The following is a 25310-nucleotide window of genomic DNA, read 5'->3' on the forward strand; positions in this document are numbered from 1 at the left end:
GACAACAACCCGATCCATGTCGACCCGGCCTTTTCCGCCCGCACCCGCTTCGGCCGCACCGTCAGCCACGGCATGCTGCTCTACAGCGTCATCTGGGGCCTGCTGCGCCGGCAGCATCCCGGCGCAAGGCAGCAGCACCAGAATCTGATGTTTCCCAACCCGGCCTATGCCGACGAAGCCTTGCGTTTCACGCTCACCCCGCAAGGCGCCGGTGCCTATTTGGTTGAGGTGTGCCGCATTGCCGATGGCGCCGTGGTGTGTGCCGGCGACACCGCGATCGAGGAGGCCTGAGCCATGCAGGTTGGCGACAAGGCGGAAATCACCCGCAGCTACAACGCTGCCGACCTGGCGGCGTTTCTCGATCTCGCGGGGCAGCCCGGCGACACCACGCAGGCCGTGCCTGAGCCGCTGATCGGCGCATTGTTTTCGTATCTGCTCGGTGTCGACCTACCCGGCTTCGGCACCAACTACTTGAAGCAAGAAATGCAGTTCCTGCGCCCGGCGCCGCTCAACACGCCGCTCACTGCGCGGGTGGAAATCACCCGGCTGCGGCCCGAGAAACATCTGGTGGACCTGAGCACCACCTGCACCGGGCCGGATGGCACGCGCTATTGCGAAGGCCGCGCCCTGGTGCTGGCCAAGGATGTTGGCGCGTGATGTTTTGCCGCGATATCGGCAGCGGGCCGCCGCTGGTTTTTCTGCATGGCTGGTCCTGCCATGGCGGCTTTTTTGGCCCGCAGGAAGCGGCTCTTGCCAATCGTTTCCGCCTGCTGCTGCCTGATCTGCCTGGCCACGGCGCCACGCCGGCCGGGGCGAATCCCGGCATTCCCGCCCTGGCAGATGCGCTGCATGACTTGCTGCTAGAGCAACGCCTGGAACAACCGCTGCTGGTTGGCTGGTCGATGGGCGCCATGGTGGCTTTCGACTATCTGCGCCGCTACGGCCAGCAGGAAATTGCCGGCCTGGTGATCGAGGATATGACGGCGCGGCTGCAAACCGGCCCGGATTGGCGCCTGGGCCTGGGCGGCAGCTTCGATGCGGCACAGAATGCCGCCGTGCTGGCAGCGATGCGCAGCGACTGGGCCGGCCATAGCGCCGCTTTCCTGCCACATCTTTTTGCCCGCAACAGCCAGCCGGATGCCGCGTTGTTACAGTGGATCAGCGGCGAGATTGCCCACAATGACAGCCGGGCGATGGCAGCAATATGGGCTTCGATGGCCGAGCAGGATTTTCGCGCCCTGCTGCCGCAGCTCTCCCTGCCCTGCCTGATCATCCATGGCGGCGAAAGCCAGCTCTATGCGCCGGAAGTCAGCCTATGGCTGGAACAAACCTTGCCAAACGCGCAACGCCGTTGCCTGGCGCAATCCGGCCATATGCCGCATCTGGAGCAGCCCGATGCATTCAACGCCGCGCTGGCGGAATTTGCCGCCAGTGTTAAGGCTTTGCCCGCAAATGCCTGACCAGCCGGCTTGCCAGCGGCCAGAACAGGATCACAAAGGTGACCACGCCAAGCCCGGCCGAAATCGGGCGCTCAAAAAAGCCGAGCAGATTGCCATCTGACTTGATCAGCGAGGTGACAAAGGTTTCCTCCAGCATGGTGCCCAGCACCACGCCGAGAATCGCCGGCGCCACCGGGAAGCCGTTTTCTTCCATCACATAGGCCAGCAGGCCGAATACCAAGATCACCACAACGCCGAAGATCGAATTGTTGATGGCGAAGGCGCCGACGATGCAGAAGAGCAGAATGACCGGCATGAGGATTTTGCCCGGCACTCGCAGGATGTTGGTGGCCAGCCGGATCGTGGCCCAGCCCAGCGGAATCATGATCAGATTGGCCAGGATAAACACCAGGAAGATGGCGTAGACATTTTCCGGGCTGTTGAGGAACAAAGTCGGCCCCGGATTGAGGCCCTTGAGATACAGCACACCAATGGCGATGGCAGTGATGGAATCACCCGGAATACCAAAAACCAGCGCCGGCACCCAGGCGCCGGCCAGGGCGGAGTTATTGGCGGCGCCGGATTCCACGATGCCCTCAACATGGCCGGTGCCGAATTTCTCCGGTTCCTTGGAGAATTTTTTGCTCACGGCGTAGGACATCCAGGCCGCCATATCAGCCCCGGCGCCGGGCTGGATGCCGACCAGGGTGCCGAGCGCGCTGCCGCGAAACAGCGCGGCGGGATATTTCGCAATCAGGCCCCACATGCCGGTAAACACGCTGCCGAGTTTTTCCACCACGATGCGGGCCGGCGGGTCCATGTTCACCACATAGCGCAGCACTTCGGAAACCGCGAACATGCCCACCATCATCGGGATCACGCTGACGCCGCCCATCAACTCGGTATTGCCGAAAGTGAAGCGTGGATAGCCGCCAGGATTTTCCAGCCCGACACAGGCCACCAGCAGGCCGATCAGCAGCGAGATGCAGGCTTTCAGCGGGGTGCCGGCACCGATGAACACGGCGCAGGACAGGCCCAGCACCACGAGCCAGAAATATTCAAACGACGAAAATTTCAGCGCAATCTCGGCCAGGGCCGGCGCGGCGGTGATCAGCACCGCTGTGCCGAACAAACCACCAATGGCAGAGAAGATCAGGCTGGCGCCAAGCGCCGTCTCGGCCTGGCCCTTCAGTGTCATCTTGTAGGATTCATCCACATAGGCAGCCGAGGCCGGCGTGCCGGGAATACGCAGTAGCGCGCCCGGAATGTCGCCGGAGAAAATCGCCATCGCGGTGGCGGTGACGATGGCGGCAATGGCCGGCACTGGCGGCATGAAGAAAGTGATCGGCACCAGCAAAGCCGTGGCCATGGTCGCGGTGAGGCCCGGGATCGCGCCAACCACCAGGCCAAACACCGCCGAGCACAGAATCACGATCAGCACATAAGGCTCAAACACCAGGCCGAAGGCTAGGCCGGTATTATGCAGCAACGCATCCATGGCCCGGCCCTACCAGATCATGCCCTGCATGATGCCCCAGGGCAGAGGCACGCGCAGCAGCTTGTAAAAAATCGTATGGATCACCAGCGTGGCCACCAGGGCCACCGGCAGGATCAGCAATGGCCTTACCCCAAGGCAGAAAAACAGCACTGATAGAATGATAATGCCGATTGGGATGAAGCCGATGAAGTCAGCACAGAAAATGTAAAACAGCAGGCCGCCGACCACCGCCACCACATTCAGCACATGGCGCGGCGACGCAATCCAGGCGCCGAATGAGATGATCGCTTGACTGCGGCCATCGCGCAGGCCGCGCCAGATCAGCAGGCCGGAGCAAACCAACAGCAGCAAGGCAAGAGTGCCAGGGAAAGCCGAGGGGCCAACATTCTGCCCTGGAATGGCTGGATACTGGCTGACTGAAATTAGCACGGCGATACCGAGAATCGCGAGCAGGCAACCGACCAGGGCATCATGCAGTCTCATCACGCCAACCTTGCTGGAAATCGGAAGATGGGAGAATTGCCGGCGCGGCACCCGATGGCACCGCGCCGGCAATATCTCACTTGGCGATGCCAACCGCCTTCATCACCTCGCCCATATCCTTGTCGGATTTGGCCATGAACTTGGTGAAATCCTCCGGCCCGGCCCAGATTACGCCGAAGCCGCGCTGCGCCATGAAGTCGTTGAACTCCTTGCCGTCATGCACCTTCTTCAGTGCCGCCAGCAGCTTGTCGCTGGCTTCTTTGGGCATGCCCTTGGGGCCGGCAATGCCGCGCCAGGCCGCCATCGTCCAGTCGCTGCCGATGGCACTTTTCAGTGTCGGCACATTGGGATACAGCGCCGAGGGCTTGGCATCCATGATCGCCAGGCTCTTGACCTTGCCGGCATCGATCAGCGCGCGCGCTTCGGGCAGCGAAACCGGGGCCAGTTGCACGCCGCCGGCAATCATGTCCTGCAGGCCTGGCGCAGCACCATTGCTCGGCACCCACGGCACGCTGGCCGGATCAATCTTCTGATCACGCAGCAGGCCGGCAATCGCCAGATGCCAGATGCCGCCCTGGCCAGTGCCGGAAGCTTTCATCTTGCCCGGATTGGCCTTGATTGCCGCCAGCAGCTCATTCACGGTCTTGTAGGGCGCATCGGCCGGCACCTGCACACCGGCAGGATCGGCATTCACCAGCGCAATGGGCGTATAGGAAGTCGGGTTCAACTCGGTCAAACCCTGCCAATGCATCATGGCGATTTCCACCGTGATCATGCCGATGGTGTAGCCATCCGGAGCGGCCTGCGCGATTGCCGAATGGCCCACCACGCCGCTGCCGCCGGTGCGGTTCACCACGTTGATCGGCTGCTTCAGCTCTTTTTCCATCAGGCTGGCAATGATGCGCGCCGTGGCATCGGTGCCGCCGCCCGCGCCCCAGGGCACGATCATGGTGATCGGCCGCTCAGGGAACGCCGCCTGCGCCGCGCCGGCCGCCAACAAGGCGGCACCCGCCGCCAGGGATGTGATGAAAGTTTTGAAGCCACGCATGGGCCTGCCCTCCTGGTTATCGGTTTTTTTACTGCGCTTCCTCTGCGGCGGGGCTTATGGTGCCCCTGCCGTCCACCAAGAACTATCTAGTATATAAGATGGCAGGTCAACAGGATGTGAGGCGGCTTCTGCGCGAAGCGCGTCAAAATCAGTAGCGGCCAAGTGGCAGTAGTTATCAGGTGGTGGGATCGGCATGGCGCGCATCCATCCGCGCCACTGATTGCTCCAGCACCGAGCGATCATTGAGATAGTAGGTCTTGTCCTTGCGCTGGATCAGGCCGCCATCAATCAACTGGCCCAGCACGCGAGCCACGGTTTCGCGTGTGGTGGCGGCGCGGCGGGCAATTTCATGCTGCTTGGGCATGGGATAGATCAGCCAGCCGGTGGGGTTCACCGGATCGCGGCGCGACAGGTTGATCAGTTCACGATGCACACGCTGGATGGCGCCCAGCGTGGCCAGATCCATGATCTTCTCATTGTTGGCGCGGATGATGCGCGCCATGCGCCGCATCACCTCCAGCGCCACCTGTGGCGAGCGCGCCAGCAATGCCTCAAAGGCCTTGGGCGGCATGGCGGCAAGCCGGCAGGGCGTTACCGCCACCACGCTGGCCGAACGGCGCTCGCCATCAATGGCGGCCAATTCGCCGAAATAACCGCCGGCCGGCACCGTGGCATAGGAAATCTCCCGGCCATTGCCGGAATAATTGATCACCTCGACCACGCCCTCGACGACAAAGTAAACGTCGCGGCTATCCGAATTGCGATCCAGAATCTGCTCGCCGGAAGCCAAGCGACGCCATTGGCAGGCACGCTCCATCTCCTCGCGCGCCGCCTGCGAGAGCGATTGCAACAAGGGAATGGTTTCGAGCGTGTCGCGCGCAGGCGCCGCCCCGCGAGCCTTGCCCTCGCCTCGTCCTGCTTCGGCCTTGACCGTCATGGTTTCCTCAGCGCCGTGCTGCCGAGTCAGCCGCCCGCCCCATGGTGGCGAACAGGTTCAGCAGCATCTGCTTGCGGTCGAGATTGACCGATTCCCCACGATCCAGCAAGCGGCCGATGGTTTCCCAATCCTCGGCCCAGCGGTCCGGCGCCTGCCAGGAGGCCAGCCGCGCCGCCAAAGCCGCTTCGCCCTGAAACAATTCCGCCCAGCCGGCGCCGCCGGCGCGGCCAGCCGCCGCCGCCCGCACCAAACGCGCCAGCCACCAGCGGAACAATTCCACCATGACGCGGAAATTCTCCGCCCCGGTGGCGCGCCCCAGCTTGTCACCAAAACTATGCAGCTTGCCGATATCGGGCTTGGGCAGCCCGGCGATCAGATCGAGCCATTCCCGCAGCAGATCAAGCCCGCCCTGGCCACCCAGCGTGACAGCCCGCCCCGGCGAGCCTTCCGCCGCCACCGCCAGCGACTGGCGCTCTGCCTCGCTCAGATCGGGCAGCAGATCGCGCAACGCCGCCTGCATCGCCGTATCGCCCAGCGGCTGCAACGGCAGCCGGCGGCAGCGCGAGCGGATGGTGGGCAACAGGCTGCCCGGTGCGTGGCTCACCAGCAGCAGCACCGCATTCGGCGGCGGCTCTTCCAGGATTTTCAGCAGCGCGTTGGCTGCATTGGTGTTCATGTCGTCGGCGGCATCGACAATGCAGACGCGATAGCCGCCTTCCGCCGCCGTCATGCCAAAACGCTCGATCACGGCGCGCACATCCTGCACCACGATCTCGCCACGCCAGCGGTCATTCTTGTCGTCCCAGCTGCGCTCTACGGTGATCAGGTCGGCATGGCCAAAACTGGCGACACGATGGAATACCGGGTGTTCCTCGGGCAAAGCCAAGCTGGTTGGCTTGGGCGGAGCACCAAACAGGCTCGGCCCGTCATCAGCAGCGCCTGCCATGCCGTTGACCAGCAGGAAGCGGGCAAAGCGAAATGCCAGCGTGGATTTGCCCACACCGCGCGGCCCGGTGATCAGCCAGGCATGTGGTAAACGGCCGGAAGCCCAGGCTTCCAGCAAAACCTGCTCTGCCGCTGCATGCCCCACCAGGGCCGCCGTGTGGCGTGGCCCCCAGGAGGTGAAATCTTCCGCTTCAAAGCCGCTCATGGCGCAAGGTTAAACCGCGCCGCAACCACTGCCCAGAGCGCCGCCGCCACGGCATCCGGCTCAGGGCTGGCATCCACCACATGGCAACGCTGCGGCTCACGCGCCGCGATATCCAGGAATGCCGCGCGCAAAGCCTCGTGAAACGCCAGCCCCATGCGCTCATAGCGGTCCTCGCCGCCGCCGCGGCCACCAGCACGGGCCAGGCCAATCTCAACAGGCAGATCAAGGATCAGGGTGAGATCGGGTTTAAAATCGCCCAGCACCCAGCCATGCAGGCTTTCCACGGCGGCGCGGCCAACCTGGCCGGCATAGCCCTGATAGGCCATGGTGCTATCGGCAAAACGATCAGATACCACCCAGGCGCCACGAGCCAGTGCCGGCTGCACCTGCTTGCGCACATGCTCGGCGCGGGCGGCGTAATGCAGCAGGGTTTCCGTGGCCGGTTCCCAGCGCGCCGTGTCGCCGGTCACCAGCAAGCCACGGATCGCCTCGGCGCCCGGCGTGCCGCCCGGTTCGCGGGTTGCCACAACATCGATGCCGCAGGCAGCCAGTCGGGCGGTCAGCCGCTTGATCTGGGTGGACTTGCCCGCCCCCTCGCCGCCTTCCAGCGTGATGAAGCGGCCAAGCTGGTTGCTCACTGCTTGCCCGCGCCCCAGAGCAGATGGCCCAAAGCCGCCGAGATACGGCCGCCAAAGCCAAGCTGCTGCACCGAGGTGCCGGCCAGCAACGGCACTTCAATCGGCGCGGTTTCCGGCGCTGTGATGGTGAGCGTGGCCAGCGGCGTGCCGGCGATGATCGGAGCCGGGATCGGGTTTTCGTAGCGGATCGTCACTTTCATGCCGGTGCGGTTGCGCCGCGCCATGGTGACCGCCAGATTATCCTTTACCACCAGCGGCACCTTGCCGCGTTCGCCCAGCCACACATCGGCCTCGTCAACCACACTGCCGGCGCTGAACAGCTTGTAGGTATCGTATTCGCGGAAACCGATTTCCATCAGCCGTTCGGATTCACGCGAGCGTTCATTCATGCTTTTGAGGCCGTTCACCACCAGGATCATGCGGCGGTCACCGCGCTTGGCCGAGGCAGTGAGGCCATAGCCGGCAGCTTCGGTATGGCCGGTTTTCAGGCCATCGGCGCCGATATCCTTATAGAGCAGCGGATTGCGATTGCCCTGCTTGATCGGCCGCTTGCTGATCGGATCAATGCCGTAGGTGAAATCCTTCTCGGCATAGAGATGATAATATTGCGGGAATTTGGCAATGATATGCTGCGCCAGCCGCGCCAGATCGCGCGCCGTCATCACATGCTCGGGATCTGGCCAGCCCGAGGCATTGCGGAACACGGAATTGTTCAGCCCGATCTGCTTCGCCTTCTCATTCATCATTTCGGCGAAGCGTTCCTCGCTGCCGGCAATGCCCTCGGCCAGCACGATACAGGCATCGTTGCCCGACTGGATGATGACACCGCGCAGCAAATCCTCCACGCGCACACGATCACCAACATGTACGAACATCTTGGAACCCTGCATGCGCCACGCCTTCTCGGAAACCGGGAAGACATCGTCCATGCGCAGCTTGCCCATCGCCAGCTGCTCAAACACCATATAGGCGGTCATCAGCTTCGACATCGACGATGGCGGCATGCGCTCGTCGCCATTCTTGTCAAAAATCACCGCGCCGCTATCAGCATCAATCAACACCATCTGGCGTGCCAGGGTGTCAATCTGGCCGATCTGCGCCCGGGCCTGCGGCGCCACCAGCAACAGCAGGCCGCAAGCGGCGGCGACAAAACTATTCAACAACGATACGCGCATTGGTCTGTCCGATGGAAAGCATCTGCTGAAGTGCCGCATCGGCATTCGACACCTGGTCGAACGGGCCGAGCCGGACACGGAAGAATTCCTGATTGTTGACGATGCGCGAGGTGATCGCGACACGGCCATAGCCGGATACCGAAGCCGCTGCGCGGCTGGCATTCTCATGCTGGGTGAAGGCGCCGAGCTGCACATAGATGCCCTGGCCGCCCTTGACCGGTGTGATCTGCACCTGCTGCTTGGCAAGATCAGCGGCAGGATTGGCGCGCGGCGTGGCGGCAGACTGGTTCTGCGCCGCCACAATCTGCATCGCGCTAGGCTGGCTGCTATTGCCGGCCGGCACCACCTGGCCCTGAATCTGGCGCGACTGACCCTGGCTGCTGGCCGGCTGCTGGCGCGCCCCCGGCGGCGGCGGCAAGGCCTCGGCTTCCACCGCAGCACGCGGCGATGCCACCGGCTTTTCCTCGTTGCTGGAGCGATTGGCCGCGGCCACCACAGCCTGGGCGTTTTCGCCTGGCGGCGTACCGGCCAGCGGCGCCGGGCCAAGATATTGCACCCGCACCTTGGCGGTGCCCTGGCGGTCATAACCCAGCAATTGCGCCGAACGCCGCGAGAGATCGATAACCCGGCCATTCACATAAGGGCCACGATCATTGATCCGCACCACGATGGAGCGGCCATTATCCAGATTGGTGACCCTCGCCATAGACGGCATCGGCAGCGTGGTATGCGCCGCCGTCACCTCGTTCATATCAAAGATTTCACCATTGGCGGTGGCGCGGCCATGGAATTGCTCGCCATACCACGAGCCGATGCCGGTCTCGTCGTAATTCGGGTCTTCCTTGGGGTAATACCACACGCCGTTGATCTGGTAGGGATTGCCCACTTTGTAGATGCCGGTGCCACGCCCGGCGGGCGCCGAAACCGAAGGCGAAGCCGGTTCAGACCGCACCACCGACTTGGTGGCATGGGTGACAAGCTGGGTTTCAGCACAGCCTGCCAAGCCACAGCCGGCCAGGGCCGCAAGCATGGTTAACCGCAAGCCCCGCTTGGGAGCCGATTTGCCTGGCGTAAACCAAGCTATGGCGCGTTGTTTCATCGGCATGGCTATATATTGTAGCAATCTAGCCGATAAGCCTGAGTCGGGGAAGCCATTCCTGCGCGGAAAACTCTCCGATGGATCAGCTGCCCTCGATGCGATCAGCCAGCATGCTGACGGTCAACGCATAGTGGTGTGCGCAATTGTAGCGCAGCACCGAGCGGTAATTGGCATAGACCAGGAAGCTCGGGCCGTTCGGGCCATCGGGCTGCACCAGGGCGCCGGTCAGATTCACCTTGGGCAATTCGCCGCCATCGCCGCGCCGCACGCCAAGCCGCGCCCATTCTGACAGCGGCAGGTCGCGGGTCATCTGGTCAATGGCGCGGCAGCCCGAGCGGCCCTCGCGGGCCAGTTCCGGCATGCGGGTCTGGAAACCAGCCGGCAGTTTCACATCGCGGCCCCAGGTCTGCGCCGAAGACCAGCTCTGCTTCGCCAAGTAATTGGCGATGGAGGCAAATACGTCGCCTTGATTGCCCCAGATATCGCGCTTGCCGTCGCCATCGAAATCTTCGGCATAGGCCAGATAGCTTGAGGGCATGAATTGCGGCTGCCCCATGGCCCCGGCCCACGAACCCTTCATGCTCGGATAATCGATATAGCCGCGATCCAGCATTTGCAGCGCAGAGAATAACTCATTGCGGAAAAACGCGGCGCGGCGCTGGTCAAAAGCCAGCGTGGCCAGCGAATTGAACAGCGGCACATCGGCCTTCACAGCACCATAGCGCGTCTCAATGCCCCAGATCGCCAGAATGAAGCGCGGCTGCACGCCATAGCGCTGCGCCACTTGGCCCAGCAATTCGCGATGCTGGTCGCGCAGCCGGCGGCCGCGCTCAACATTGGCCGTGGTGATCACACGATCCCGATAGGTGGCAAAATCGATCTTGAATTCAGCCTGGTTGCGATCCCGCTCCAGCACCCGCGCCACCGGCTCCACATTGGCCAGGGCTTCTGTCACCACCGCCGGCTTGATCCCCTTGCCGACCGCTTCCTGGCGCAAATCATCAAGGAATTTCTGGAAAGCCGCACGATCAAAACTGGCTGGCACACGGGCTTCCTGCACCGGGGCGGCGGCCGGGGCCGGCGCTGGCGCTGCCGCAGGTGCCTGGGCAGGTCCCTGGGCAGCAGCCGTCGGGGCCGGGGTAACAACCGGGGCCGGCTGCACAACAGCTTGAGCCGGCGCCGGTGTGCTGGCCGCAGCAGGAGCCGTTGCCGGCTTGGTGGCAGCCCTGGCCTGGCCCGTGCTGGCTTGGCCTGGGCTGGCCACAGGCGCAGCACCACCGGCAGCGGCGGCGGCAGCTTCGTTGCGGGCAGCGATACGATCAGAGCGGCTTTCGGCACAGGCTATCAGGCCACCAAAAACCAGGCTGGCAACCAGCAGGCGTGATGCCGAGCGCATCAGATTACGCCGACGGCTCTGCCATTCGCTCTTACCAGCCTCACAACCCGCCATTGCTCCACTCCATGTACAAATCGCCATTAACCATCACTACTAGAACAAGCCTGCAACTGCAATAGCTTAGCGTTGCGGAAGGATGCTGCGTGTATGCCCTAGCAGACGGTACAATGCCAGACCTAGCCATTCGCGTGTGGCAAGATTAAGGCTGCGCAAACCGAGCAACGGATCAAAATCCAGCCAGGGTTCCGCCACCCCCATCGTGGCGTAATCCACCGGATAGGGCAACACCGGCCAGTCCACGGCCTGAAAACAGGCGACAGCACGCGGCATATGCACCGCCGATGTAATCAGCAGCCAGGTTTCGCCTGGCCTGGGCTGCACCAATGCCTGGCTGAATGCGGCATTTTCCCTGGTATTCCGGGCCTGGCGCTCAAAAATCACGCGCCCTGTTTCCAGCCCGGTCCAGGCCAGTGCCTGCTCTGCAACCTGATCCTCGGCCACCCCGCCGGCCTGAGCTGGTATGCCGGCCCCGGTATAAACCAGTCTGGCTGTCGGGTAGCGCCGCGCTAGATCGGCAAAAGCCAGCAGCCGCTCGGCGCTTTCATTCAGCTGCGGCTGGTTGCGCGCCCCGCTCAGGGCCGGTCGCTCGGCACCGCTCAGCACAATGATGCCATCCAGCCAGGCGGGCAAAACTGCTGGCGGCAGCATGTCCTCCAGCGGCCGCACCGCCCAATAGGCCGGCGGCAGCACTGAAACCAGCAGCAGCAGGCCAACCAGGCTGGCCAGCAGCGGCTTTGCCAGCCGGCGGCTGCGCTGCCACAGGCACCCGATCGCCGCTACAGGCAGCAGCGTCAGCAGCAAGGCTGCGGGATTGAGCAAGGGCCAGAGCAGTTTGGTGAGGATGGCTGACATGATCTCGCACACGGATCGAGCGGCCGACGGAAAAGTCCGTGGCGGCAAACGGGGCGGAATGCTAACCTTTGCTTAACCTTTGCCGCAACCGCGAGATTGCCATGTCGCTCACGCCCATCTCTGCCGCCGTTGGCCTTGCCGTCGTCGCCTCCACTGGCATGCTTGGCTTCAGCGCCGCAACTGATCCATCAGCCGGGCAGCAAACCCAGCGCAGTGTGATCGTAAGGGTGGCGAGCATTGATCCCAGCTTCCAGGCCACAGCATTGCCGGGCCAGCATGTGGCCGTGGTGCCGGCTGCATTGCCGCCGCCCCGCCGGGCCACAAACAACGCAGCCGAACCGACGCAGCCATCCAAGGCACGCCCTCAGCCCGTGGTGCAGCAGCCCGTGGTGCAACAGCCCGGCAGCTATGCTTCCGGCTTGCAACCGGTAGCCGTGCCGGCAGGCTTGCGCTGGCCGGCGCCACCGCCATCGCAGCCCTCGGCCATGCCGCAGCCGGTTTCGGCCCCGGCGCAATCACCACAACGGCTGAACATGCCGATGCCAGTGCCGATGGCGCAACCTTTGCCGCTGGCACAGCCGGCGCCGATGGCCGTACCGGCCAACACGCCCGCCCCCTTGGCGATGCCGGCGAGCCAGGTGCATGGCTTTGATGGTATTGTCGCCAGTGAGCGCGCCCTATTGCGCCGCACTGCCAGTACCGCGCTTTATGAAGCGCATATTGCCTCTACCGCCACCGCCGCCGAGGCAGAAACCTTGTGGGCGGACCTGGCCGCCCGGCTGGGCAGCCGGCTGGCCGGCGCCAGCATGCATCTGAAACTTATTGACGTGCCGCAGCATGGCCGCTTTGTGCGTTTGCTGGCGGGCGATTTCAGCGATGCCGGCAGCACGGCGGATTTCTGCCGCGCCGTGATTGCGCTGGGCCGCGACTGCCGCATCATGCGCAAGCTGGAAACTGCCGGCTGAGATTATGCTCGCTGCCTTCAGACTGACCGTACTATGCGGATTGTTGCTGCTGGTTGCTGCCCCGGCGCCGGCACAGAATGCCCCCGGCGCTGGGCCTGGCGGGCCGGCCGGTGCCGCTGGCGGGGTTAACGCACGCAATCGCTATTGTTTCAACGAAAAGGAAGCCGAGGCGGAATCCGAAGTGCGGGCCGGCATGCTGCTGCGCGAAGTCCTGCGCCGCTGCGCGCGCTATGATCCGGTTGGCGGCCAGCCGGCCCTGGATAGCTGGTACAAGTTTGACCGCGAAAACGGCGAGCAATTGCGCACCGCCGTGGCGATGCGCAGCGGCGCCCTGAAACGCATCTATCCCAACCGCACCGCCCAGGAGCAGTGGGATAATGACGCCTCCATCGCCACCCGCGCCGCACCGGAAGTGGATGCCGGCGTATGCAAGGCCGCCTATGATGTGGTGGAAAAGATCAAGGCCGAAGCATGGCAGGGCTTCAAATACTACGCCAAGCTGCAACAGAAGCTGCTGGTGACGGATATCCCGCTCTGCCGCTAAGCCGCTGCACGTGCTTCGGCGCAGCAATCACGGTTGCTTGTGGCAGCAACATCAGTAAAAACACAGTATCTCAGGTTTGCGAGAGCAAGGCATGCCGCGCATATTGCTGGTTGAAGATCATGAAGGCACCGCCGCAACGCTCACCGCGATGCTGAATGCGCTGGGCTTCGGCAAGGTGCAGCGCGCCCGCGACACCGAAAGCGCCATTGCCGCCTTGAAAGATGGCGCTTTCGACCTGCTGCTCTGCGACTATCAGCTTGGCATTGTCAGCGGCCTGACGCTGGTAAAACTGATCCGCCGCATCGGTGGCATCGGCAATCCGATGTTGCCGATTGTGATGGTGACCGCCCATGCCGAAGGCGGGCTGGTGCAGGAAGCCCTTGGTGCCGGGGTGGATGATTTCCTGGTCAAGCCGGTGCAGCCCGAAACGCTGCTACGCTGCCTAAATTCTGTGCTGAACAAACCACGCGGCTTCGTCAAAAACAAAGATTATGCCGGCCCCGACCGGCGGCGGCGAAAAATGCTGGATAATCCTGGCCGGCGAGAGGAAGATCAGAAGCCGGGCCGCCCGCGCGGCCACAATCCCTGGATCACACCGCCCAAAACCTGAGGGCGCCAGACCTGAGGTTTCCGATGCGACGAACCATCCGCGCCCTGCTGATTGCCATTCTGGCTTGGCTTGGCGGCGGGTGGTCTGGCCCGGCCCTGGCCGCCTGCCTCGGTGCTGTGGCGCAGAATGCCATGCCGCGCCTGCTGCCGGTCGCCTACCGGCCACAGCAGCCGCCTGCCCCCCTGCCGATGCAGGCCCAAGCCCTGCGCGGCACGCCGCCGGCCGGGCAATTGCGCATCAGTTTTGTCGGCCATGCCACGTTTCTGATCGAAACCCCGGGCGGCGCCAGCGCGGCAACCGATTACAATGATTATCTGCGGCCGGACATGGTGCCGGATATCGCCACTATGAATCATGCCCACACCACGCATTTCACCGACCGCCCAGATCCCGGCATTCGCCATGTGCTGCGCGGCTGGCCGTTTGAGGGCAAGCCGGCGCGGCATAACCTGGGCTTCAAGGATCTGCGGGTGCGCAATGTGCCCACCAATATCCGCAACTGGGGCGGCGGCACTGAATATGATGGCAATTCGATCTTCATCTTCGACGCCGCTGAAATTTGCGTGGCGCATCTTGGCCATCTGCATCACCGGCTGGAGCCCGGCCATCTGGCCGATATGGGCCGCATCGACGTGGTGCTGGTGCCGGTGGATGGCGGCTACACGCTGAACCAGATCGAAATGGTGGAAGTGATCCGCCAGCTCAAGGCGCCGCTGGTGATCCCTATGCATTATTTCGGCGAGCATACGCTGGAGCGGTTTCTCAGCCTGCTGCGGGATAGCCACGCGGTGGTGCTGAGCGATACCAGCAGCCTGTTGGTGGGGCGCCAAACCCTGCCGGCCAAACCAACCGTGATGATCCTGCCCGGTCCGCATTGAATTCAGATGCCGGCGTTCAGATACCGGGGTTCAGATACCAGGCGGTGTCTCGGCCACGCGCACGCAGTTGCGGCCCTCTTCCTTGGCCTGAAACAGGGCGTCGTCGGCGCGGGTGAGCAGATGATCCAGCGTCTCGCCCGGCGCCAGCGAGGCTACACCGACGCAGACACTGGCCGCCACCACATTGCCGGCGACATTGAATTCAGCCTGCTCCACCACGGTGCGGATGGTTTCAGCAATACGCTGAGCATTGGCAATATCGCAGTTGCGGAGCACCACCAGGAATTCGTCGCCGCCCCAGCGGCAAATGATATCGGATGAGCGCAGCGCGGCGCGGATTGCATCAGCCACGCCGCGCAGCACACGATCACCGGCGATATGGCCAAAGCCATCATTGATCAGCTTGAAGCGATCAATGTCCACCATCAGCATGGCCAATGACTGCCTATGCCGCTGTGTATCACGCATCGCCTGCTGCATCAGCATTTCATAGGCATGGCGGCTGGCCAGGCCGGTAAGCTGGTCGGTAGTGGCCATTTCTTCCAGCCGGCCCTGGAAACGATTGATCACCTGGCGTGAGCCAAACAGCACCAGCAAGGTGATGACAAAGCTGATCAGCAGGTTCCAATACAGCGTGCGGGTGATGCCGGCCAGCGCTTCTTCGTCGGATTTTTCAACAAACAGATACCAGTGCAATTCGTTGATATAGCGCACATTGAGCAGCCGGGCTTCGCCCTTGTAGGTATACTGGAACGACTTGGTCTCGGTTTTCGACAAATCCGGCAGCACCTTGGCCAGATCGCCGCGCGCCGCCACTTCGGTTTCAGTCACGTCGCCGCCCTGGCCCACCATGACCAGCTTGCCGCGTTCATCAACAAAATACACCGTGCGGTCAAAACGCTGCTGGTAATCGTCGATCTTGCTGCGCACCGCATTCACGGTCAGGCCGATACCGGTGGCACCGATGAAATTGCCGCTGTAATCCTTCACCCGGTAATTGATGAAGATGGTCAGCGCATCGGAATTGGCCATGTCGGGATCAACATTGATCTCGTAATCATTGGCCATATCGCGCACGCGGTAATACCACACATCGCGCTCTTCATCCGGCCGCACCCGCTTCAGCAGGCCCTCGGCATGATAGTAGTTGCTGCTCAGATCAGAGACGAAGAAGCTGGTGAATGCGTTGTAGCGGTCCTTGATCTCGGCCAGATACTGCGTGATCTGCCGCTCGTCCTGCTCGCCATCCAGCACCCAGTCGCGCACGAAGGTGTCGGCTGCCATCAGCGACGAAATGATGATCGGGCGCACCAGATCGTTCTGGATTTCGGAATAGATATTGTCCGAGGTCAGCGGCAATTCGGTGTCGCTGATGGCGCTGCGCAGGCTTTGGCGCGATACCCAATAGCTCGCGATACTGGTGGCCAGAAAACCCACCAGTAACAGCGCGCTGACCGCCAGTACTAAAACCCGCTTGGAATACACCGTTTTCACCAAAAACCCCCGCCTCGCCCCTTAATTTAGCACCCGCAAAAGCCCGGCGAAAGGGTAGCAGTCGCAAAGATACACACACTGAAATGGCATCAGGAATGGTTGACCGGGGGCCAGGGCGGCGCTATTGCCTTGCCGCCTGCGCAAATCCGCGCCGGATGGGTGGCCGAGTGGTTTAAGGCAGCGGTCTTGAAAACCGCCGTACTCGCAAGGGTACCGTGAGTTCGAATCTCACCCCATCCGCCATATATTTAATAAATACAAGAACTTATATAGAAGAAGCTGATTTACCCAACTTTTAAACCGGCTTTATTGCCACAGCTAAACGCCTTCAGAGAATGCCTGCTACATCGGTGCGCGAGAAATCCGCCCCCACATACAGCAAGCTACAGCCGTGCTCTCTCGCGACTTCATAGGCAAAACAATCGCCGAAATTCAGCGCCGCCTGATGTTCCCCCTGCCCCAGCTTTCGCAGGCCTGCACGATGCGTAGCGCCGATGCCCATGTCATACCAACCGGTGGCAAGAATTGGAGCTTATTACCCATGATGCGGATGCCCATCGGGTAGCATTCACCTTCAATGGCTGGTTCCATTGCGGGTAGCCCGGTCTGTATTGCTGCCCTCGGCCACTGCCGTATGATCCGCGCAGCCTTTTGCCGTAACAGCCATCATTTGCCAGGAATTCATCATGCAACAACCACTGCCCGCCGCGCCTGGCATGCCCGAGGATGAGGTGGAAACACCGGCGCTGCTGATCGACCTGGATGCGTTTGAACATAATCTCGACACCATGGCGGCGGCGGTGCAGGCCGGCGGCATCAAGCTGCGCGCCCATGCCAAGACGCATAAATCGCCGGTGATTGCGCATTTGCAGATGGCCCGTGGCGCCGTGGGGCAATGTGTGCAGAAGGTGTCCGAGGCGGAGATTCTCGCCTGGGGCGGCGTGCCTGATATCCTGGTCAGCAACCAGATTGTGGGGGCCGGCAAACTGGCGCGCTTCGCCGCACTGGCGCGCATCGCCCGCATGGCGATCTGTGTTGACCATCCGGCCCAGGTGGCGGCGCTGGAGCAGGCCGCAAGTGCTGCCGGGCAACGGCTGACCGTATTGGTGGAAATCGACGTGGGCATGGGCCGCTGCGGCGTGCCGGCAGGGCCGGAGGCCGTGGCATTGTGCCAGCGCATCGCCGCCTCGCCCGATCTGCGCTTTGGCGGATTGCAAGCCTATAACGGCCGCGCCCAGCATCTGCGCAGCCATGCCGAGCGCCGGACGGCCATCAGCATGGCTGCGGAAACCACTGCGCGCTGCATCCAGGACCTGCGCCGCCATGGCCTGGCCTGCGCCATTGTTGGCGGCGGCGGCACCGGCACCTATCCGTTCGAGATCGCTTCCGGCGTCTATACCGAATTGCAGGCCGGCAGCTATTGTTTCATGGATGCGGATTACAGCCGCAATCTGGATGCCGATGGTGCCACCACCTCACCCTTCCGCCAGGCTCTATTTGTGCTGGCCACAGTGATGAGCCGTCCCGGCCCCGGCATTGCGGTGGTTGATGCCGGGCATAAGGCCTATGCCGTGGATAGTGGCCTGCCGCTGGTGTGGCAACGACCGGATATCCAGGTCAGCGGCGCCTCAGACGAACATGGCAAGCTGGTTTTCGGCAGCGAAACCAGCCCGCCGGCCCTGGGCGAAAAACTGCGCCTGGTGCCTGGGCATTGCGACCCGACCGTGGACCGCTACGATTGGTATGTCGGGATCCGCAAGGGCCGCGTCGAATGCCTGTGGCCGGTGGCGGCGCGTGGCGCCGCCACTTGAAGCCACGCGGCTCGATCAATCAATTGCCTGATTTTTGCCGCTCGCCAGAACTATCTCTAAACATTCATCCTGTTGAAGATGAAGTTGGGCAGATGTTGAATCACAAGCATGATCAAGCGCCACTTTCCGGGGGCATAGACAACCGGTTTTCCGGCATGAATGCCCGCAACAATCTGCGTTGCCACGGCCTCCACCGGCGCCAATTTCGCTCCCGTGCCCTTGAGATGCGCGGTCATCGGGGTATCGGTTGGGCCGGGCTTGATCAGCACCACTTTTACAGCAGTTGCGGCGAAACGGTGATGCAAGCCTTGCGCATAGCGGCTGACCAGCCCTTTGGCCGCACCATAGACATAATTTGATTTGCGCCCCCGATCACCCGCCACCGATCCGATCAGCGCAATCGTGCCCCGATTGGCGCGGCCCATCCATTTTGCAAAGGCCTCGGCATAAAGCACAGGTGACAGGGCGTTGATTTCAAGCGCGTCGTGGCAGGCTTGCAGGTTATCCTGGCACGCCGCCTGATCCGGCAGTGAGCCATGCGCGATCAGCACAATATCCACATCCACGTTGCCTGACTGAACGATAGCCTGCACCGTGGTATTTATCGCTGCCGAGTCCAGAAACGCGGCCTGAATGATGCGAATATTTGAGGCAGGGCTGCGCACCCGCAGGTCTGTTGCCACCCGCTCAAGGCGCTGCACATCACGGCCAACCAGGGTCAGATCGGCCGGCTGATCTTGCAGCCATATTCTGGCGCAATGTTCGGCGATGGCTGAAGTGGCGCCAATAATGACAATTCTTTTCATTCAAATGCCCATCAAACGGCGCGAAAGACCCGAGCTGATCCCAGGGTCGCGGTATGTCATGAATTCTGCCAATCGTGGATAGCCGGCCTCAAACAACTCTCTTGGCATTCGCGCATCCTTGGCCAGATAGATACGGCCTTTTGCTTCGCGCACGATGGCATCAAGCTGTTCAAAAAGCTTGTGCGTGCGTGTGCCTTGATTTGGAAAATCCAGCGCCAGGGTCACGCCAGGCTGCGCAAAGCTCAGCATGCCCCGTGGCTGGCGATTACCAAATGTCTTCAAAACGGCGAGGAAAGAGCCTTCGCCAGAGCGGGCGATTGTTTTCAGCATGGCCTTAACCGCGTCCCGGCCAACCTCACGCGGCACCACGCTCTGATATTGGTAGAAGCCCTTCGGGCCGTAAAGCCGGTTCCATTCAAGCAGATTGTCCAGGGGATGGAAAAATGGCTCGTAATGCACAATTGCCCTGCCAGAGCGCCACTTCTTGAGGTGGTAGTAGGCTAGGTTCAATACAGGCAGCGACAGCCGATTGACCAAAGAAACCGGCGGGGCAAAGGGCATGGTGAAGCTGCGCCCGCTATGCTCGGGTCGCGGTCCAGCAGCGGTGGAATTGGCGCGCATGAACAAGCCGCGCTGGCTGCCTTCCGAGCTGCAATCGATCCACGCCACTGTATGTTCCCAGCCGGCTTCGGAAGCATCGGCCAGATGGAAGAATTCGTCCAGATTGGCATAAGGAAGCGTCTCGCTATCCAGCCAAGGCCCGGCAACCTGACGCAACTGGATTTCGGCTAACGTGATCACGCCGGTTAGGCCCACTCCGCCAATAGTGGCCGCAAACCAATCCGGCCGCAGCTGCGGCCCGCATTCAATCACCTCGCCATTGCTGCGCAGCAAAGTCAGGTGCCGGACATGATCGCCGAACGTCCCCATGGCATGATGGTTCTTGCCATGCACATCATTGGCAATGGCGCCGCCGACAGTCACCAATTGGGTACCCGGCGTCACCGGCAGCATCCAGCCGCGCGGAATCACCAGTCGCTGGATATCGCGCAACAATATCCCGGCCTCGCAGAGCAGACGGCCGGTTTGGTCATCGAAGGCGATAAAATGGTCAAGCCCGGTGGTGAGCCAGAGCGTGCCTTCGGGATTGAGGCACACATCGCCATAGCTGCGCCCCATGCCATGGGCCAAGCCGGGAAGCGGGCTGTTGCAAACCAGTTCGCAGACCCTGCCCGGATCATTGAGGGCGACAACCCGATGCGGTTGAGCGCTGAGGCGTCCCCAGGAAGCAACATTCCTCATACGTCCTCCGCACGGAACTGGTGGGGCTTGTCGGGAGCATATCTAACAAGCAGACCAGCCTGGATGCCCGCAATGGCCGGGACCAGGATTTTGCAGGCGCCGACATATGCTGCAATCATGATTAATGCGAAAATGGCAAGAATTACCGCTAGCTTTGTCAGGGCAAACATTCAATCGTATCGCCGGGGTTTAGAGGGATGCAGGATACCATAATTAACCGCTCGGCTTTAGCCCAAATGCTGGGCTTGCTCAGGTTGATGCGGCCCAAGCATTGGGTCAAGAACAGCTTTGTGCTGGCCCCCCTGGTTTTTACCGGCGCATTCCTGAAGGCCGATGCCGTTGGCCATGCCGTGCTGGCGATGCTGCTATTCTGCGTCGCCTCGTCTGCCACCTATATCGTCAACGACATGCATGATGTTGAGCATGATCGTCGCCATCCCCTGAAATCCAAAACCCGCCCGCTGGCTGCCCGGATGGTCTCGGTACCCGCCGCGCTGATCCTGCTCGCCGGCCTCTATAGCATCCTGATATGGGGCTGGTTCGTGACCCCAAAGGTGGGGCTGGTGATCGCCGCCTATCTGGTGTTGAACTTGGCCTACATGTTTGTGCTCAAACACCAGCCGGTGGTCGATATCTTCAGCATCGCCATCGGTTTTGTATTACGGGTTTATGCTGGCGCCATGGCGCTGGATGTGCCTGTATCATCCTGGATGTTCATCACCACGCTGTGCTTGGCGCTGTATCTGGCCGCCGTCAAACGGCGGCAGGAATTGAGCCAGAACGGCACCGAGGGCCGCAAGGTGCTGGAAAAATACTCTGTCTCACTGGTGGATCGTTATGCCGAAATGTCAGCCACCGGGGCGCTGGTGTTTTACAGCATGTTCGTAATGTCAACCAAACCTGAATTGGTGTTCACGGTGCCCCTGGTTCTGTTTGGTTTGTTTCGCTACTGGTTTGTTGTGGAAGCCCATGATGGCGGCGAGTCGCCTACCGATGCGTTGCTGGCTGACTGGCCGTTGCTGCTCACGGTGTTGTTGTGGGTGGCAGTCTGCGTCTGGGCCTTATGGCCGGTGCCGGCATGAGCCTGGATTACGCTGTTGCAGGCAACATGCACGCAGAATCAATAAATTGGCGGCAGATGGATGGATGAAGCATGTCAACTCCGCTGGTAAATCATCGTGCAGCCTTAGCCTGGGATGATCTACGCCTGATCCTGGCCATTGCCGAACAGGGTTCATTGTCGCGTGCCGCTGCGGCGCTGGGCCTCAGCCATCCGACATTGTCGCGCCGGCTGCGTGACATGGAAAGCCGGCTTGGCTGTCGGCTGGTGGAGCGCGGCCCGCAATCCTGCCAGCTGACCCAAGCCGGCGTTGAGATGCGTGCTCTGGCAGCACGTATCGCGGTTGATATCGCGACGCTGGAGCGCAGCCTGATTGGCCGCGACAACGACAATGCCGGCACCGTGCGCATCACGGCGCCAGATGCGGTATCGGATTATATCCTGTCTGGCATTCTGGCCCGCATGAGCCATGATCTGCCCGATATCACGCTTGAACTGGTGGTGAGCAATCAGCCGCTCTCGCTGGCGCAACGCGCCGCCGATATTGCCGTGCGGGTTACCGACAAGCCAGACCCGACGCTGATCGGCCGCAAGGTGGCCACGGTCGGAATGGCCGCTTATGGCGCACACCACATCGCCAATGATGCGGCAACAAGTGCAACTGCGCCCTGGATCGGTTTTGACGCCGGTCTGGCCTGTTCCGGGCCAGGCCAATGGGTAGAGCGGGAAATCCCGCCCCACCGCATTCGCTTCCGGGCCAACACCTTGCCGGCTGCGGCCAAGGCGGTATCCCAGGGCGCCGGCATCGGTTTGCTGCCCTGCTTTATTGGCGAAACCCTGACCAATGTGGCTCGGCTCAGCGAACCGGTGGCCGAATTGGAAACCGGCCTCTGGTTGCTGACCCATCGCGCCATGGCCAGCCTGCCCCGCATTCGCACCGTGCGGGCGGCCCTGGCGCGCGAATTGACCGCTCGAAACGCCGTGATTGCCGGGCGGGTCGCGGTCAGGCCGTCATAAGCCCGGACAGATGGGAAGCCTGCCGCTTCAGATAAAGGCGGAAATGCTGGTCATAATCCGGCACCACCCCATCGCGCACACTGGCGCGTTGCTGCAAGGCCTGCCGATAGGCCAGCACTTGCTCACAGCCGGTGCAAATACCGAAATCCGCGATGGTGTCGAATGTATCAAACAGCCGAAATAGTGGCGCGAAGGCTGCGTCAACAAGTTGGAAATTATTGCTGCTGAAAAACTGCGAGGCAGGATTCAGATGTTGCTCCAGCCGGTTCATCTTGTGCTTCAGATCAGCCACTTTCTGTATGAAACCCTGCTCGTCACGGGCGGTATAGAGCATATGCACATCGGCGATGGCGGCAGAGGCAAACTCGATCCAGCCGCGATGCTGGGCGCGTTCAAAAGCCGCGCGCGGATGCAGCGGATGCGGCAACACCTCTTCGATATATTCGCAGATCACGCTGGTCTCAAAAATGGCGCCTTCCGCGCTGCGTAACACCGGCACCTTGCCAAGCGGCGATACAAGCATGAACCAGGCCGGTTTGTCGGCCAGATCGATATAGGTCCGCTTGAACGAAACCTGCTTCTCCAGCAACTGGATGCCGGCGCGCTGCGTGAACGGACACAGGATATTGCTGATCAACTCAAGGCTGTTCATGGATTAAATCCCTCTAATGTAATCAAGACGGCGCAATATCCTGAATTAATCGCCTATCGAGCTATCGAAGCTTTTTGCAGCCCATTGTTTGGAAATATGCAGCTAGGCCTGCCAGGCCATGCTGGCTTGACATCGCGGTGCCCCTGCACTCTTATCGTTGCACAATCGTTTTTGGCCTGCATGCAGGCCACCGTGCCGAGCTGCATCATGATGGGCTTCAAGGCGTGGTAGCCCTGATGGGATACCCAAAAACCGGTTGTCGGACGCATGCTGGCGCAAGGTCGGCATTGCTGCCGCGAGATAATAGCCGATAACAGGAGTTTCTGATGGCTAACGGTACCGTGAAGTGGTTCAACAGCACCAAGGGCTATGGCTTCATCCAGCCGAGTGATGGCGGCAAGGATGTGTTTGTGCATATCTCTGCCCTGGAGAGCGCTGGCCTCACCACCCTCAATGATGGCCAGGCGGTGAGCTTTGAGCTGGCCACCCAGCGTGGCAAAACCTCGGCCGTCAACCTCAAGCTCGGCTGATCGTTCCAACCGGCTTTCAACAAACGGCGGTCGTCAAGGCCGCCGTTTTTTTATCAAGCGCATTTTTTGTTAAAGCGTGGTGAGAATGGCGGCGCCGAGCTGGCGCTCGCACTGCCCAGCCGTAGCGCCTTCAAAACGTGCCAGGGCGTTGTCCAGGGCCTGCTCCAGCGCCAGGGCTGCCGGCTGTTGGCCCAGTTGCCGCAGCAGCCGCCCACCGGCATGGATCAGCGCCGCAAGGTCGCCGCGCTCTGCGGCAATCACCGGCGGCCGCCACACATCCGGCGCCAAAGCCCGCCAACCGCCGCGCGCAAAAAATCCGGCGGCATCGGCACCGAGCAGGATGGCATCGCTGCGGTCCAGGGCTTCGGCCGCACTGCCATCGCGCCAATGGCGCCAGCGGAAGCCAAAGCCATAGCGCCGGCCCGCCGCCTCAAGCAGTTCCTGGGTTAGTGGCAGCGCCGCATCGGTCCTGGCCGATGCCGTCTCGCCATCCTGGATCAGTGCAACGGTGTAGGTGACAGAGTTGAATGCCATACCGCATAGGTGCGCAACCCGGAATGGAAAGTCAACTGACTACAAGCTATCTATCCAGGTCAGAGGCCAAAAACCTCACGGGGCTCGGCCACACCGCGCAGGCTATGGTGGCCCAACGAGCGCAGGCCACCGCCAGCGCAGGCAGCAAAGCTCCCCGAGGCAAGCAGCGCCCGGTCGAGCATTGAACACAAATTCTCGATTCGCGCCGCCTCGTTCACCGCCGGCCCGATCAGGGTGAAATCAAGCCGATCAGCGGTGCCGACATTGCCATACATCAGCGTGCCGAGATGCAGCGCAATATCCAGTTGCAATACCGGCGCGCCGGCAGCCGCACGTTCGGCATTCAGTTTTGCCACCGCAGCCAGCGCAGCTTCGGCGGCACTCAGCGCGGCACGGCAATAGGGCGCCGGATCGGCCTCATCCTCAATCTGAAAGCTGGCCAGCAGGCCATCGCCGAGAAATTTCAGCACCTGGCCGCCCCGTTCCGCCACGGCAGGGCCAAGGCAGTCAAAATAGGCATTCAATGTCGCCACCAATGGCTCGATCTCCAGCCGGTCGGCCAAGGCCGTGAAGCCGCGCAGATCAGCGTAGAGAATCGCTGCCGCAACGCGCTGCGCCTTACCACGACGGATTTCGCCCGACAGCACATGCTGCGCCGCATCGCCGCCAAGATAGGCCGCCATCACATTGCGTGTGGTATCCACCATGGTGGTGGCCTTCACCGCCAGGGCAAGCTGCGGCAGCAAAGCATCAAGACGGGCCAGATCGGCGGCAGGAAAACCATCCGGGGCGTCGGTGCAGAAAGAGCATGCCATGCCGATTTCGGCCATTTTGCCGGCCACCGGCAAATGCTCCATCTCCCAGCCGAAGCCGAAGGCGCGCGCCAGCCACTCAGTGTAGCCCAGCCCGGCAAATTCATGCAGCACCGGGAAATCCAGCACTGCCCCGGCCCCGGCCAGACGACGGCGCAATTGCGGAATATCCGCAACCAGCATGTGGCGAAACGGGCTGGCGAACCAGCCTGGCGCATCTTCCTCGCGGTCGCGGTGCGGCATTTCCTCGCCCACCAGGGCGCTATCGCCGCATTTCCAGGTCAGGCTGCGCGCCCGCACGAGCGGATGCAAAGCCGCCAGGGCAATATGGCCGCGCACCAGGGCCATGCCCTCATGGCGCAGCCGGCGGCAAAAGCCCTCCAGCAATGCCGCCACCGAGAAGCCCTGCAAACCGGCATGCAGCAGCCAGTTCTCCAGTGGCGCGTTGTCAAGCTCAGCATCATTCATGGCAACAGACTACCACGAAGCCGGGCCAGGAATCCTGTGCTGCCGATTACAA

General features: G+C 62.0%; 28 protein-coding genes and 1 tRNA gene. 12 read left to right on the forward strand and 17 right to left on the reverse strand.

The window, feature by feature from the left end; translation table 11 throughout:
* From KBB36_RS13730 to KBB36_RS13740, 3 genes are all read left to right on the forward strand, one after another.
* A partial coding sequence (locus tag KBB36_RS13730; RefSeq protein WP_290981816.1) for a MaoC/PaaZ C-terminal domain-containing protein occupies window positions 1–291 on the forward strand: 291 nt, incomplete at its 5' end.
* 3 nt (window positions 292–294) lie between these two features.
* Window positions 295–657: a hypothetical protein gene (locus tag KBB36_RS13735; protein ID WP_290981819.1), complete on the forward strand. Its 363-nt coding sequence runs from the start codon at window positions 295–297 to the stop codon at window positions 655–657.
* Complete coding sequence (locus KBB36_RS13740) at window positions 657–1460, forward strand: alpha/beta hydrolase (RefSeq protein WP_290981912.1); 804 nt, start codon at window positions 657–659, stop codon at window positions 1458–1460. Before KBB36_RS13735 ends, KBB36_RS13740 begins: the two co-directional genes overlap by 1 nt.
* On the opposite strand, the gene KBB36_RS13745 is transcribed toward KBB36_RS13740, so the two are convergent.
* The 10 genes from KBB36_RS13745 to KBB36_RS13790 all read right to left on the reverse strand — a co-directional run bounded on the left by KBB36_RS13745 (window position 1435) and on the right by KBB36_RS13790 (window position 11775).
* Window positions 1435–2937 (reverse strand): tripartite tricarboxylate transporter permease, encoded by a 1503-nt coding sequence (locus KBB36_RS13745; RefSeq protein WP_290981823.1) that lies wholly within the window; start codon window positions 2935–2937, stop codon window positions 1435–1437. The two genes, KBB36_RS13740 and KBB36_RS13745, sit on opposite strands and share 26 nt — an antisense overlap.
* A 9-nt stretch (window positions 2938–2946) precedes the next feature.
* Window positions 2947–3420: a tripartite tricarboxylate transporter TctB family protein gene (locus KBB36_RS13750; RefSeq protein WP_290981826.1), complete on the reverse strand. Its 474-nt coding sequence runs from the start codon at window positions 3418–3420 to the stop codon at window positions 2947–2949.
* A gap of 76 nt (window positions 3421–3496) precedes the next feature.
* Window positions 3497–4468 carry a tripartite tricarboxylate transporter substrate binding protein gene (locus KBB36_RS13755; RefSeq protein ID WP_290981829.1) on the reverse strand — a complete coding sequence of 324 codons (972 nt, stop codon included), beginning with the start codon at window positions 4466–4468 and terminating at the stop codon, window positions 3497–3499.
* Between the two features lie 175 nt (window positions 4469–4643).
* A complete protein-coding gene (locus tag KBB36_RS13760; protein ID WP_290981832.1) occupies window positions 4644–5405 on the reverse strand; it encodes a Crp/Fnr family transcriptional regulator in 762 nt (253 codons plus the stop codon).
* A gap of 7 nt (window positions 5406–5412) precedes the next feature.
* Entirely contained in the window at window positions 5413–6555 is a 1143-nt protein-coding gene (locus tag KBB36_RS13765) for a DNA polymerase III subunit delta' (protein ID WP_290981835.1), read from the reverse strand.
* Window positions 6552–7193 carry a dTMP kinase gene (gene tmk, locus KBB36_RS13770; protein ID WP_290981837.1) on the reverse strand — a complete coding sequence of 214 codons (642 nt, stop codon included), beginning with the start codon at window positions 7191–7193 and terminating at the stop codon, window positions 6552–6554. The genes KBB36_RS13765 and tmk overlap by 4 nt, the downstream gene beginning before the upstream one ends.
* A complete protein-coding gene (locus tag KBB36_RS13775; protein ID WP_290981839.1) occupies window positions 7190–8368 on the reverse strand; it encodes a D-alanyl-D-alanine carboxypeptidase family protein in 1179 nt (392 codons plus the stop codon). Before KBB36_RS13775 ends, tmk begins: the two co-directional genes overlap by 4 nt.
* Window positions 8346–9398 (reverse strand): septal ring lytic transglycosylase RlpA family protein, encoded by a 1053-nt coding sequence (locus KBB36_RS13780; protein ID WP_290981841.1) that lies wholly within the window; start codon window positions 9396–9398, stop codon window positions 8346–8348. The genes KBB36_RS13775 and KBB36_RS13780 overlap by 23 nt, the downstream gene beginning before the upstream one ends.
* A 151-nt stretch (window positions 9399–9549) precedes the next feature.
* Window positions 9550–10863 (reverse strand): lytic transglycosylase domain-containing protein, encoded by a 1314-nt coding sequence (locus KBB36_RS13785; RefSeq protein ID WP_290981843.1) that lies wholly within the window; start codon window positions 10861–10863, stop codon window positions 9550–9552.
* A 120-nt stretch (window positions 10864–10983) separates the two neighbouring features.
* The gene (locus KBB36_RS13790) at window positions 10984–11775 is read right to left on the reverse strand and encodes a YdcF family protein (RefSeq protein WP_290981846.1); all 792 of its coding nucleotides are present in this window, start codon (window positions 11773–11775) and stop codon (window positions 10984–10986) included.
* A 101-nt stretch (window positions 11776–11876) separates the two neighbouring features.
* Between KBB36_RS13790 and KBB36_RS13795 the strand changes: the two genes are divergently transcribed.
* The 4 genes from KBB36_RS13795 (at window position 11877) to KBB36_RS13810 (ending at window position 14772) form a co-directional block, all read left to right on the forward strand.
* Window positions 11877–12740, forward strand: coding sequence for a hypothetical protein (locus tag KBB36_RS13795; RefSeq protein ID WP_290981849.1), 864 nt, complete (start codon window positions 11877–11879; stop codon window positions 12738–12740).
* 43 nt (window positions 12741–12783) lie between these two features.
* Window positions 12784–13284 carry a hypothetical protein gene (locus KBB36_RS13800; RefSeq protein ID WP_290981852.1) on the forward strand — a complete coding sequence of 167 codons (501 nt, stop codon included), beginning with the start codon at window positions 12784–12786 and terminating at the stop codon, window positions 13282–13284.
* 91 nt (window positions 13285–13375) lie between these two features.
* Window positions 13376–13894 carry a response regulator gene (locus KBB36_RS13805; RefSeq protein ID WP_290981855.1) on the forward strand — a complete coding sequence of 173 codons (519 nt, stop codon included), beginning with the start codon at window positions 13376–13378 and terminating at the stop codon, window positions 13892–13894.
* 23 nt (window positions 13895–13917) lie between these two features.
* Complete coding sequence (locus KBB36_RS13810; RefSeq protein WP_290981858.1) at window positions 13918–14772, forward strand: MBL fold metallo-hydrolase; 855 nt, start codon at window positions 13918–13920, stop codon at window positions 14770–14772.
* A 30-nt stretch (window positions 14773–14802) separates the two neighbouring features.
* Here KBB36_RS13810 and KBB36_RS13815 read toward each other — a convergent pair whose 3' ends face one another.
* Window positions 14803–16266 (reverse strand): sensor domain-containing diguanylate cyclase, encoded by a 1464-nt coding sequence (locus KBB36_RS13815; protein WP_290981861.1) that lies wholly within the window; start codon window positions 16264–16266, stop codon window positions 14803–14805.
* Between the two features lie 153 nt (window positions 16267–16419).
* Here KBB36_RS13815 and KBB36_RS13820 point away from each other — a divergent pair.
* Window positions 16420–16509, forward strand: a tRNA-Ser gene (locus KBB36_RS13820).
* Between the two features lie 85 nt (window positions 16510–16594).
* On the opposite strand, the gene KBB36_RS13825 is transcribed toward KBB36_RS13820, so the two are convergent.
* The gene (locus KBB36_RS13825) at window positions 16595–16768 is read right to left on the reverse strand and encodes a type II toxin-antitoxin system VapC family toxin (RefSeq protein ID WP_290981864.1); all 174 of its coding nucleotides are present in this window, start codon (window positions 16766–16768) and stop codon (window positions 16595–16597) included.
* A 184-nt stretch (window positions 16769–16952) separates the two neighbouring features.
* On the opposite strand from KBB36_RS13825, the gene KBB36_RS13830 reads away from it, so the two are divergent.
* Window positions 16953–18077, forward strand: coding sequence for a DSD1 family PLP-dependent enzyme (locus KBB36_RS13830; protein WP_290981867.1), 1125 nt, complete (start codon window positions 16953–16955; stop codon window positions 18075–18077).
* Between the two features lie 56 nt (window positions 18078–18133).
* Here the strand turns inward: KBB36_RS13830 and KBB36_RS13835 are convergent, their stop codons facing one another.
* Complete coding sequence (locus KBB36_RS13835) at window positions 18134–18883, reverse strand: SDR family NAD(P)-dependent oxidoreductase (protein ID WP_290981870.1); 750 nt, start codon at window positions 18881–18883, stop codon at window positions 18134–18136.
* A complete protein-coding gene (locus KBB36_RS13840; RefSeq protein ID WP_290981873.1) occupies window positions 18884–20185 on the reverse strand; it encodes an FAD-binding oxidoreductase in 1302 nt (433 codons plus the stop codon).
* 257 nt (window positions 20186–20442) lie between these two features.
* Between KBB36_RS13840 and KBB36_RS13845 the strand changes: the two genes are divergently transcribed.
* Both KBB36_RS13845 and KBB36_RS13850 read left to right on the forward strand, forming a co-directional pair.
* Window positions 20443–21267: a decaprenyl-phosphate phosphoribosyltransferase gene (locus KBB36_RS13845; RefSeq protein ID WP_290981876.1), complete on the forward strand. Its 825-nt coding sequence runs from the start codon at window positions 20443–20445 to the stop codon at window positions 21265–21267.
* Window positions 21268–21338: 71 nt separating this feature from the next.
* A complete protein-coding gene (locus KBB36_RS13850) occupies window positions 21339–22262 on the forward strand; it encodes a LysR family transcriptional regulator (RefSeq protein ID WP_290981878.1) in 924 nt (307 codons plus the stop codon).
* Here KBB36_RS13850 and KBB36_RS13855 read toward each other — a convergent pair.
* Entirely contained in the window at window positions 22249–22914 is a 666-nt protein-coding gene (locus KBB36_RS13855; RefSeq protein ID WP_290981880.1) for a glutathione S-transferase family protein, read from the reverse strand. The two genes, KBB36_RS13850 and KBB36_RS13855, sit on opposite strands and share 14 nt — an antisense overlap.
* A 326-nt stretch (window positions 22915–23240) precedes the next feature.
* Between KBB36_RS13855 and KBB36_RS13860 the strand changes: the two genes are divergently transcribed.
* Window positions 23241–23444 (forward strand): cold-shock protein, encoded by a 204-nt coding sequence (locus tag KBB36_RS13860; protein WP_290981882.1) that lies wholly within the window; start codon window positions 23241–23243, stop codon window positions 23442–23444.
* Between the two features lie 69 nt (window positions 23445–23513).
* On the opposite strand, the gene KBB36_RS13865 is transcribed toward KBB36_RS13860, so the two are convergent.
* Together KBB36_RS13865 and KBB36_RS13870 are read right to left on the reverse strand one after the other, a co-directional pair.
* Entirely contained in the window at window positions 23514–23978 is a 465-nt protein-coding gene (locus tag KBB36_RS13865; RefSeq protein WP_290981884.1) for a hypothetical protein, read from the reverse strand.
* Window positions 23979–24037: 59 nt separating this feature from the next.
* Window positions 24038–25258, reverse strand: coding sequence for an adenylate/guanylate cyclase domain-containing protein (locus tag KBB36_RS13870; protein ID WP_290981886.1), 1221 nt, complete (start codon window positions 25256–25258; stop codon window positions 24038–24040).
* Window positions 25259–25310 lie beyond the last annotated feature (52 nt).

The sequence above is a fragment of the Ferrovibrio sp. genome (genome assembly GCF_017994015.1).
In the GTDB taxonomy this organism is placed as follows: domain Bacteria; phylum Pseudomonadota; class Alphaproteobacteria; order Ferrovibrionales; family Ferrovibrionaceae; genus Ferrovibrio.

Excerpts from the sequence above, each read along its gene's own strand:
- KBB36_RS13735 (WP_290981819.1), top strand. The coding sequence starts at position 295 with ATGCAGGTTGGCGACAAGGCGGAAATCACCCGCAGCTACAACGCTGCC.
- KBB36_RS13740 (WP_290981912.1), top strand. The coding sequence starts at position 657 with ATGTTTTGCCGCGATATCGGCAGCGGGCCGCCGCTGGTTTTTCTGCAT.
- KBB36_RS13745 (WP_290981823.1), bottom strand. The coding sequence starts at position 2,937 with ATGGATGCGTTGCTGCATAATACCGGCCTAGCCTTCGGCCTGGTGTTT.
- KBB36_RS13750 (WP_290981826.1), bottom strand. The coding sequence starts at position 3,420 with ATGAGACTGCATGATGCCCTGGTCGGTTGCCTGCTCGCGATTCTCGGT.
- KBB36_RS13755 (WP_290981829.1), bottom strand. The coding sequence starts at position 4,468 with ATGCGTGGCTTCAAAACTTTCATCACATCCCTGGCGGCGGGTGCCGCC.
- KBB36_RS13760 (WP_290981832.1), bottom strand. The coding sequence starts at position 5,405 with ATGACGGTCAAGGCCGAAGCAGGACGAGGCGAGGGCAAGGCTCGCGGG.
- KBB36_RS13765 (WP_290981835.1), bottom strand. The coding sequence starts at position 6,555 with ATGAGCGGCTTTGAAGCGGAAGATTTCACCTCCTGGGGGCCACGCCAC.
- KBB36_RS13775 (WP_290981839.1), bottom strand. The coding sequence starts at position 8,368 with ATGCGCGTATCGTTGTTGAATAGTTTTGTCGCCGCCGCTTGCGGCCTG.
- KBB36_RS13780 (WP_290981841.1), bottom strand. The coding sequence starts at position 9,398 with ATGCTTGCGGCCCTGGCCGGCTGTGGCTTGGCAGGCTGTGCTGAAACC.
- KBB36_RS13785 (WP_290981843.1), bottom strand. The coding sequence starts at position 10,863 with ATGCGCTCGGCATCACGCCTGCTGGTTGCCAGCCTGGTTTTTGGTGGC.
- KBB36_RS13790 (WP_290981846.1), bottom strand. The coding sequence starts at position 11,775 with ATGTCAGCCATCCTCACCAAACTGCTCTGGCCCTTGCTCAATCCCGCA.
- KBB36_RS13795 (WP_290981849.1), top strand. The coding sequence starts at position 11,877 with ATGTCGCTCACGCCCATCTCTGCCGCCGTTGGCCTTGCCGTCGTCGCC.
- KBB36_RS13805 (WP_290981855.1), top strand. The coding sequence starts at position 13,376 with ATGCCGCGCATATTGCTGGTTGAAGATCATGAAGGCACCGCCGCAACG.
- KBB36_RS13810 (WP_290981858.1), top strand. The coding sequence starts at position 13,918 with ATGCGACGAACCATCCGCGCCCTGCTGATTGCCATTCTGGCTTGGCTT.
- KBB36_RS13825 (WP_290981864.1), bottom strand. The coding sequence starts at position 16,768 with ATGGGCATCGGCGCTACGCATCGTGCAGGCCTGCGAAAGCTGGGGCAG.
- KBB36_RS13830 (WP_290981867.1), top strand. The coding sequence starts at position 16,953 with ATGCAACAACCACTGCCCGCCGCGCCTGGCATGCCCGAGGATGAGGTG.
- KBB36_RS13835 (WP_290981870.1), bottom strand. The coding sequence starts at position 18,883 with ATGAAAAGAATTGTCATTATTGGCGCCACTTCAGCCATCGCCGAACAT.
- KBB36_RS13840 (WP_290981873.1), bottom strand. The coding sequence starts at position 20,185 with ATGAGGAATGTTGCTTCCTGGGGACGCCTCAGCGCTCAACCGCATCGG.
- KBB36_RS13845 (WP_290981876.1), top strand. The coding sequence starts at position 20,443 with ATGCGGCCCAAGCATTGGGTCAAGAACAGCTTTGTGCTGGCCCCCCTG.
- KBB36_RS13850 (WP_290981878.1), top strand. The coding sequence starts at position 21,339 with ATGTCAACTCCGCTGGTAAATCATCGTGCAGCCTTAGCCTGGGATGAT.
- KBB36_RS13855 (WP_290981880.1), bottom strand. The coding sequence starts at position 22,914 with ATGAACAGCCTTGAGTTGATCAGCAATATCCTGTGTCCGTTCACGCAG.
- KBB36_RS13860 (WP_290981882.1), top strand. The coding sequence starts at position 23,241 with ATGGCTAACGGTACCGTGAAGTGGTTCAACAGCACCAAGGGCTATGGC.
- KBB36_RS13865 (WP_290981884.1), bottom strand. The coding sequence starts at position 23,978 with ATGGCATTCAACTCTGTCACCTACACCGTTGCACTGATCCAGGATGGC.
- KBB36_RS13870 (WP_290981886.1), bottom strand. The coding sequence starts at position 25,258 with ATGAATGATGCTGAGCTTGACAACGCGCCACTGGAGAACTGGCTGCTG.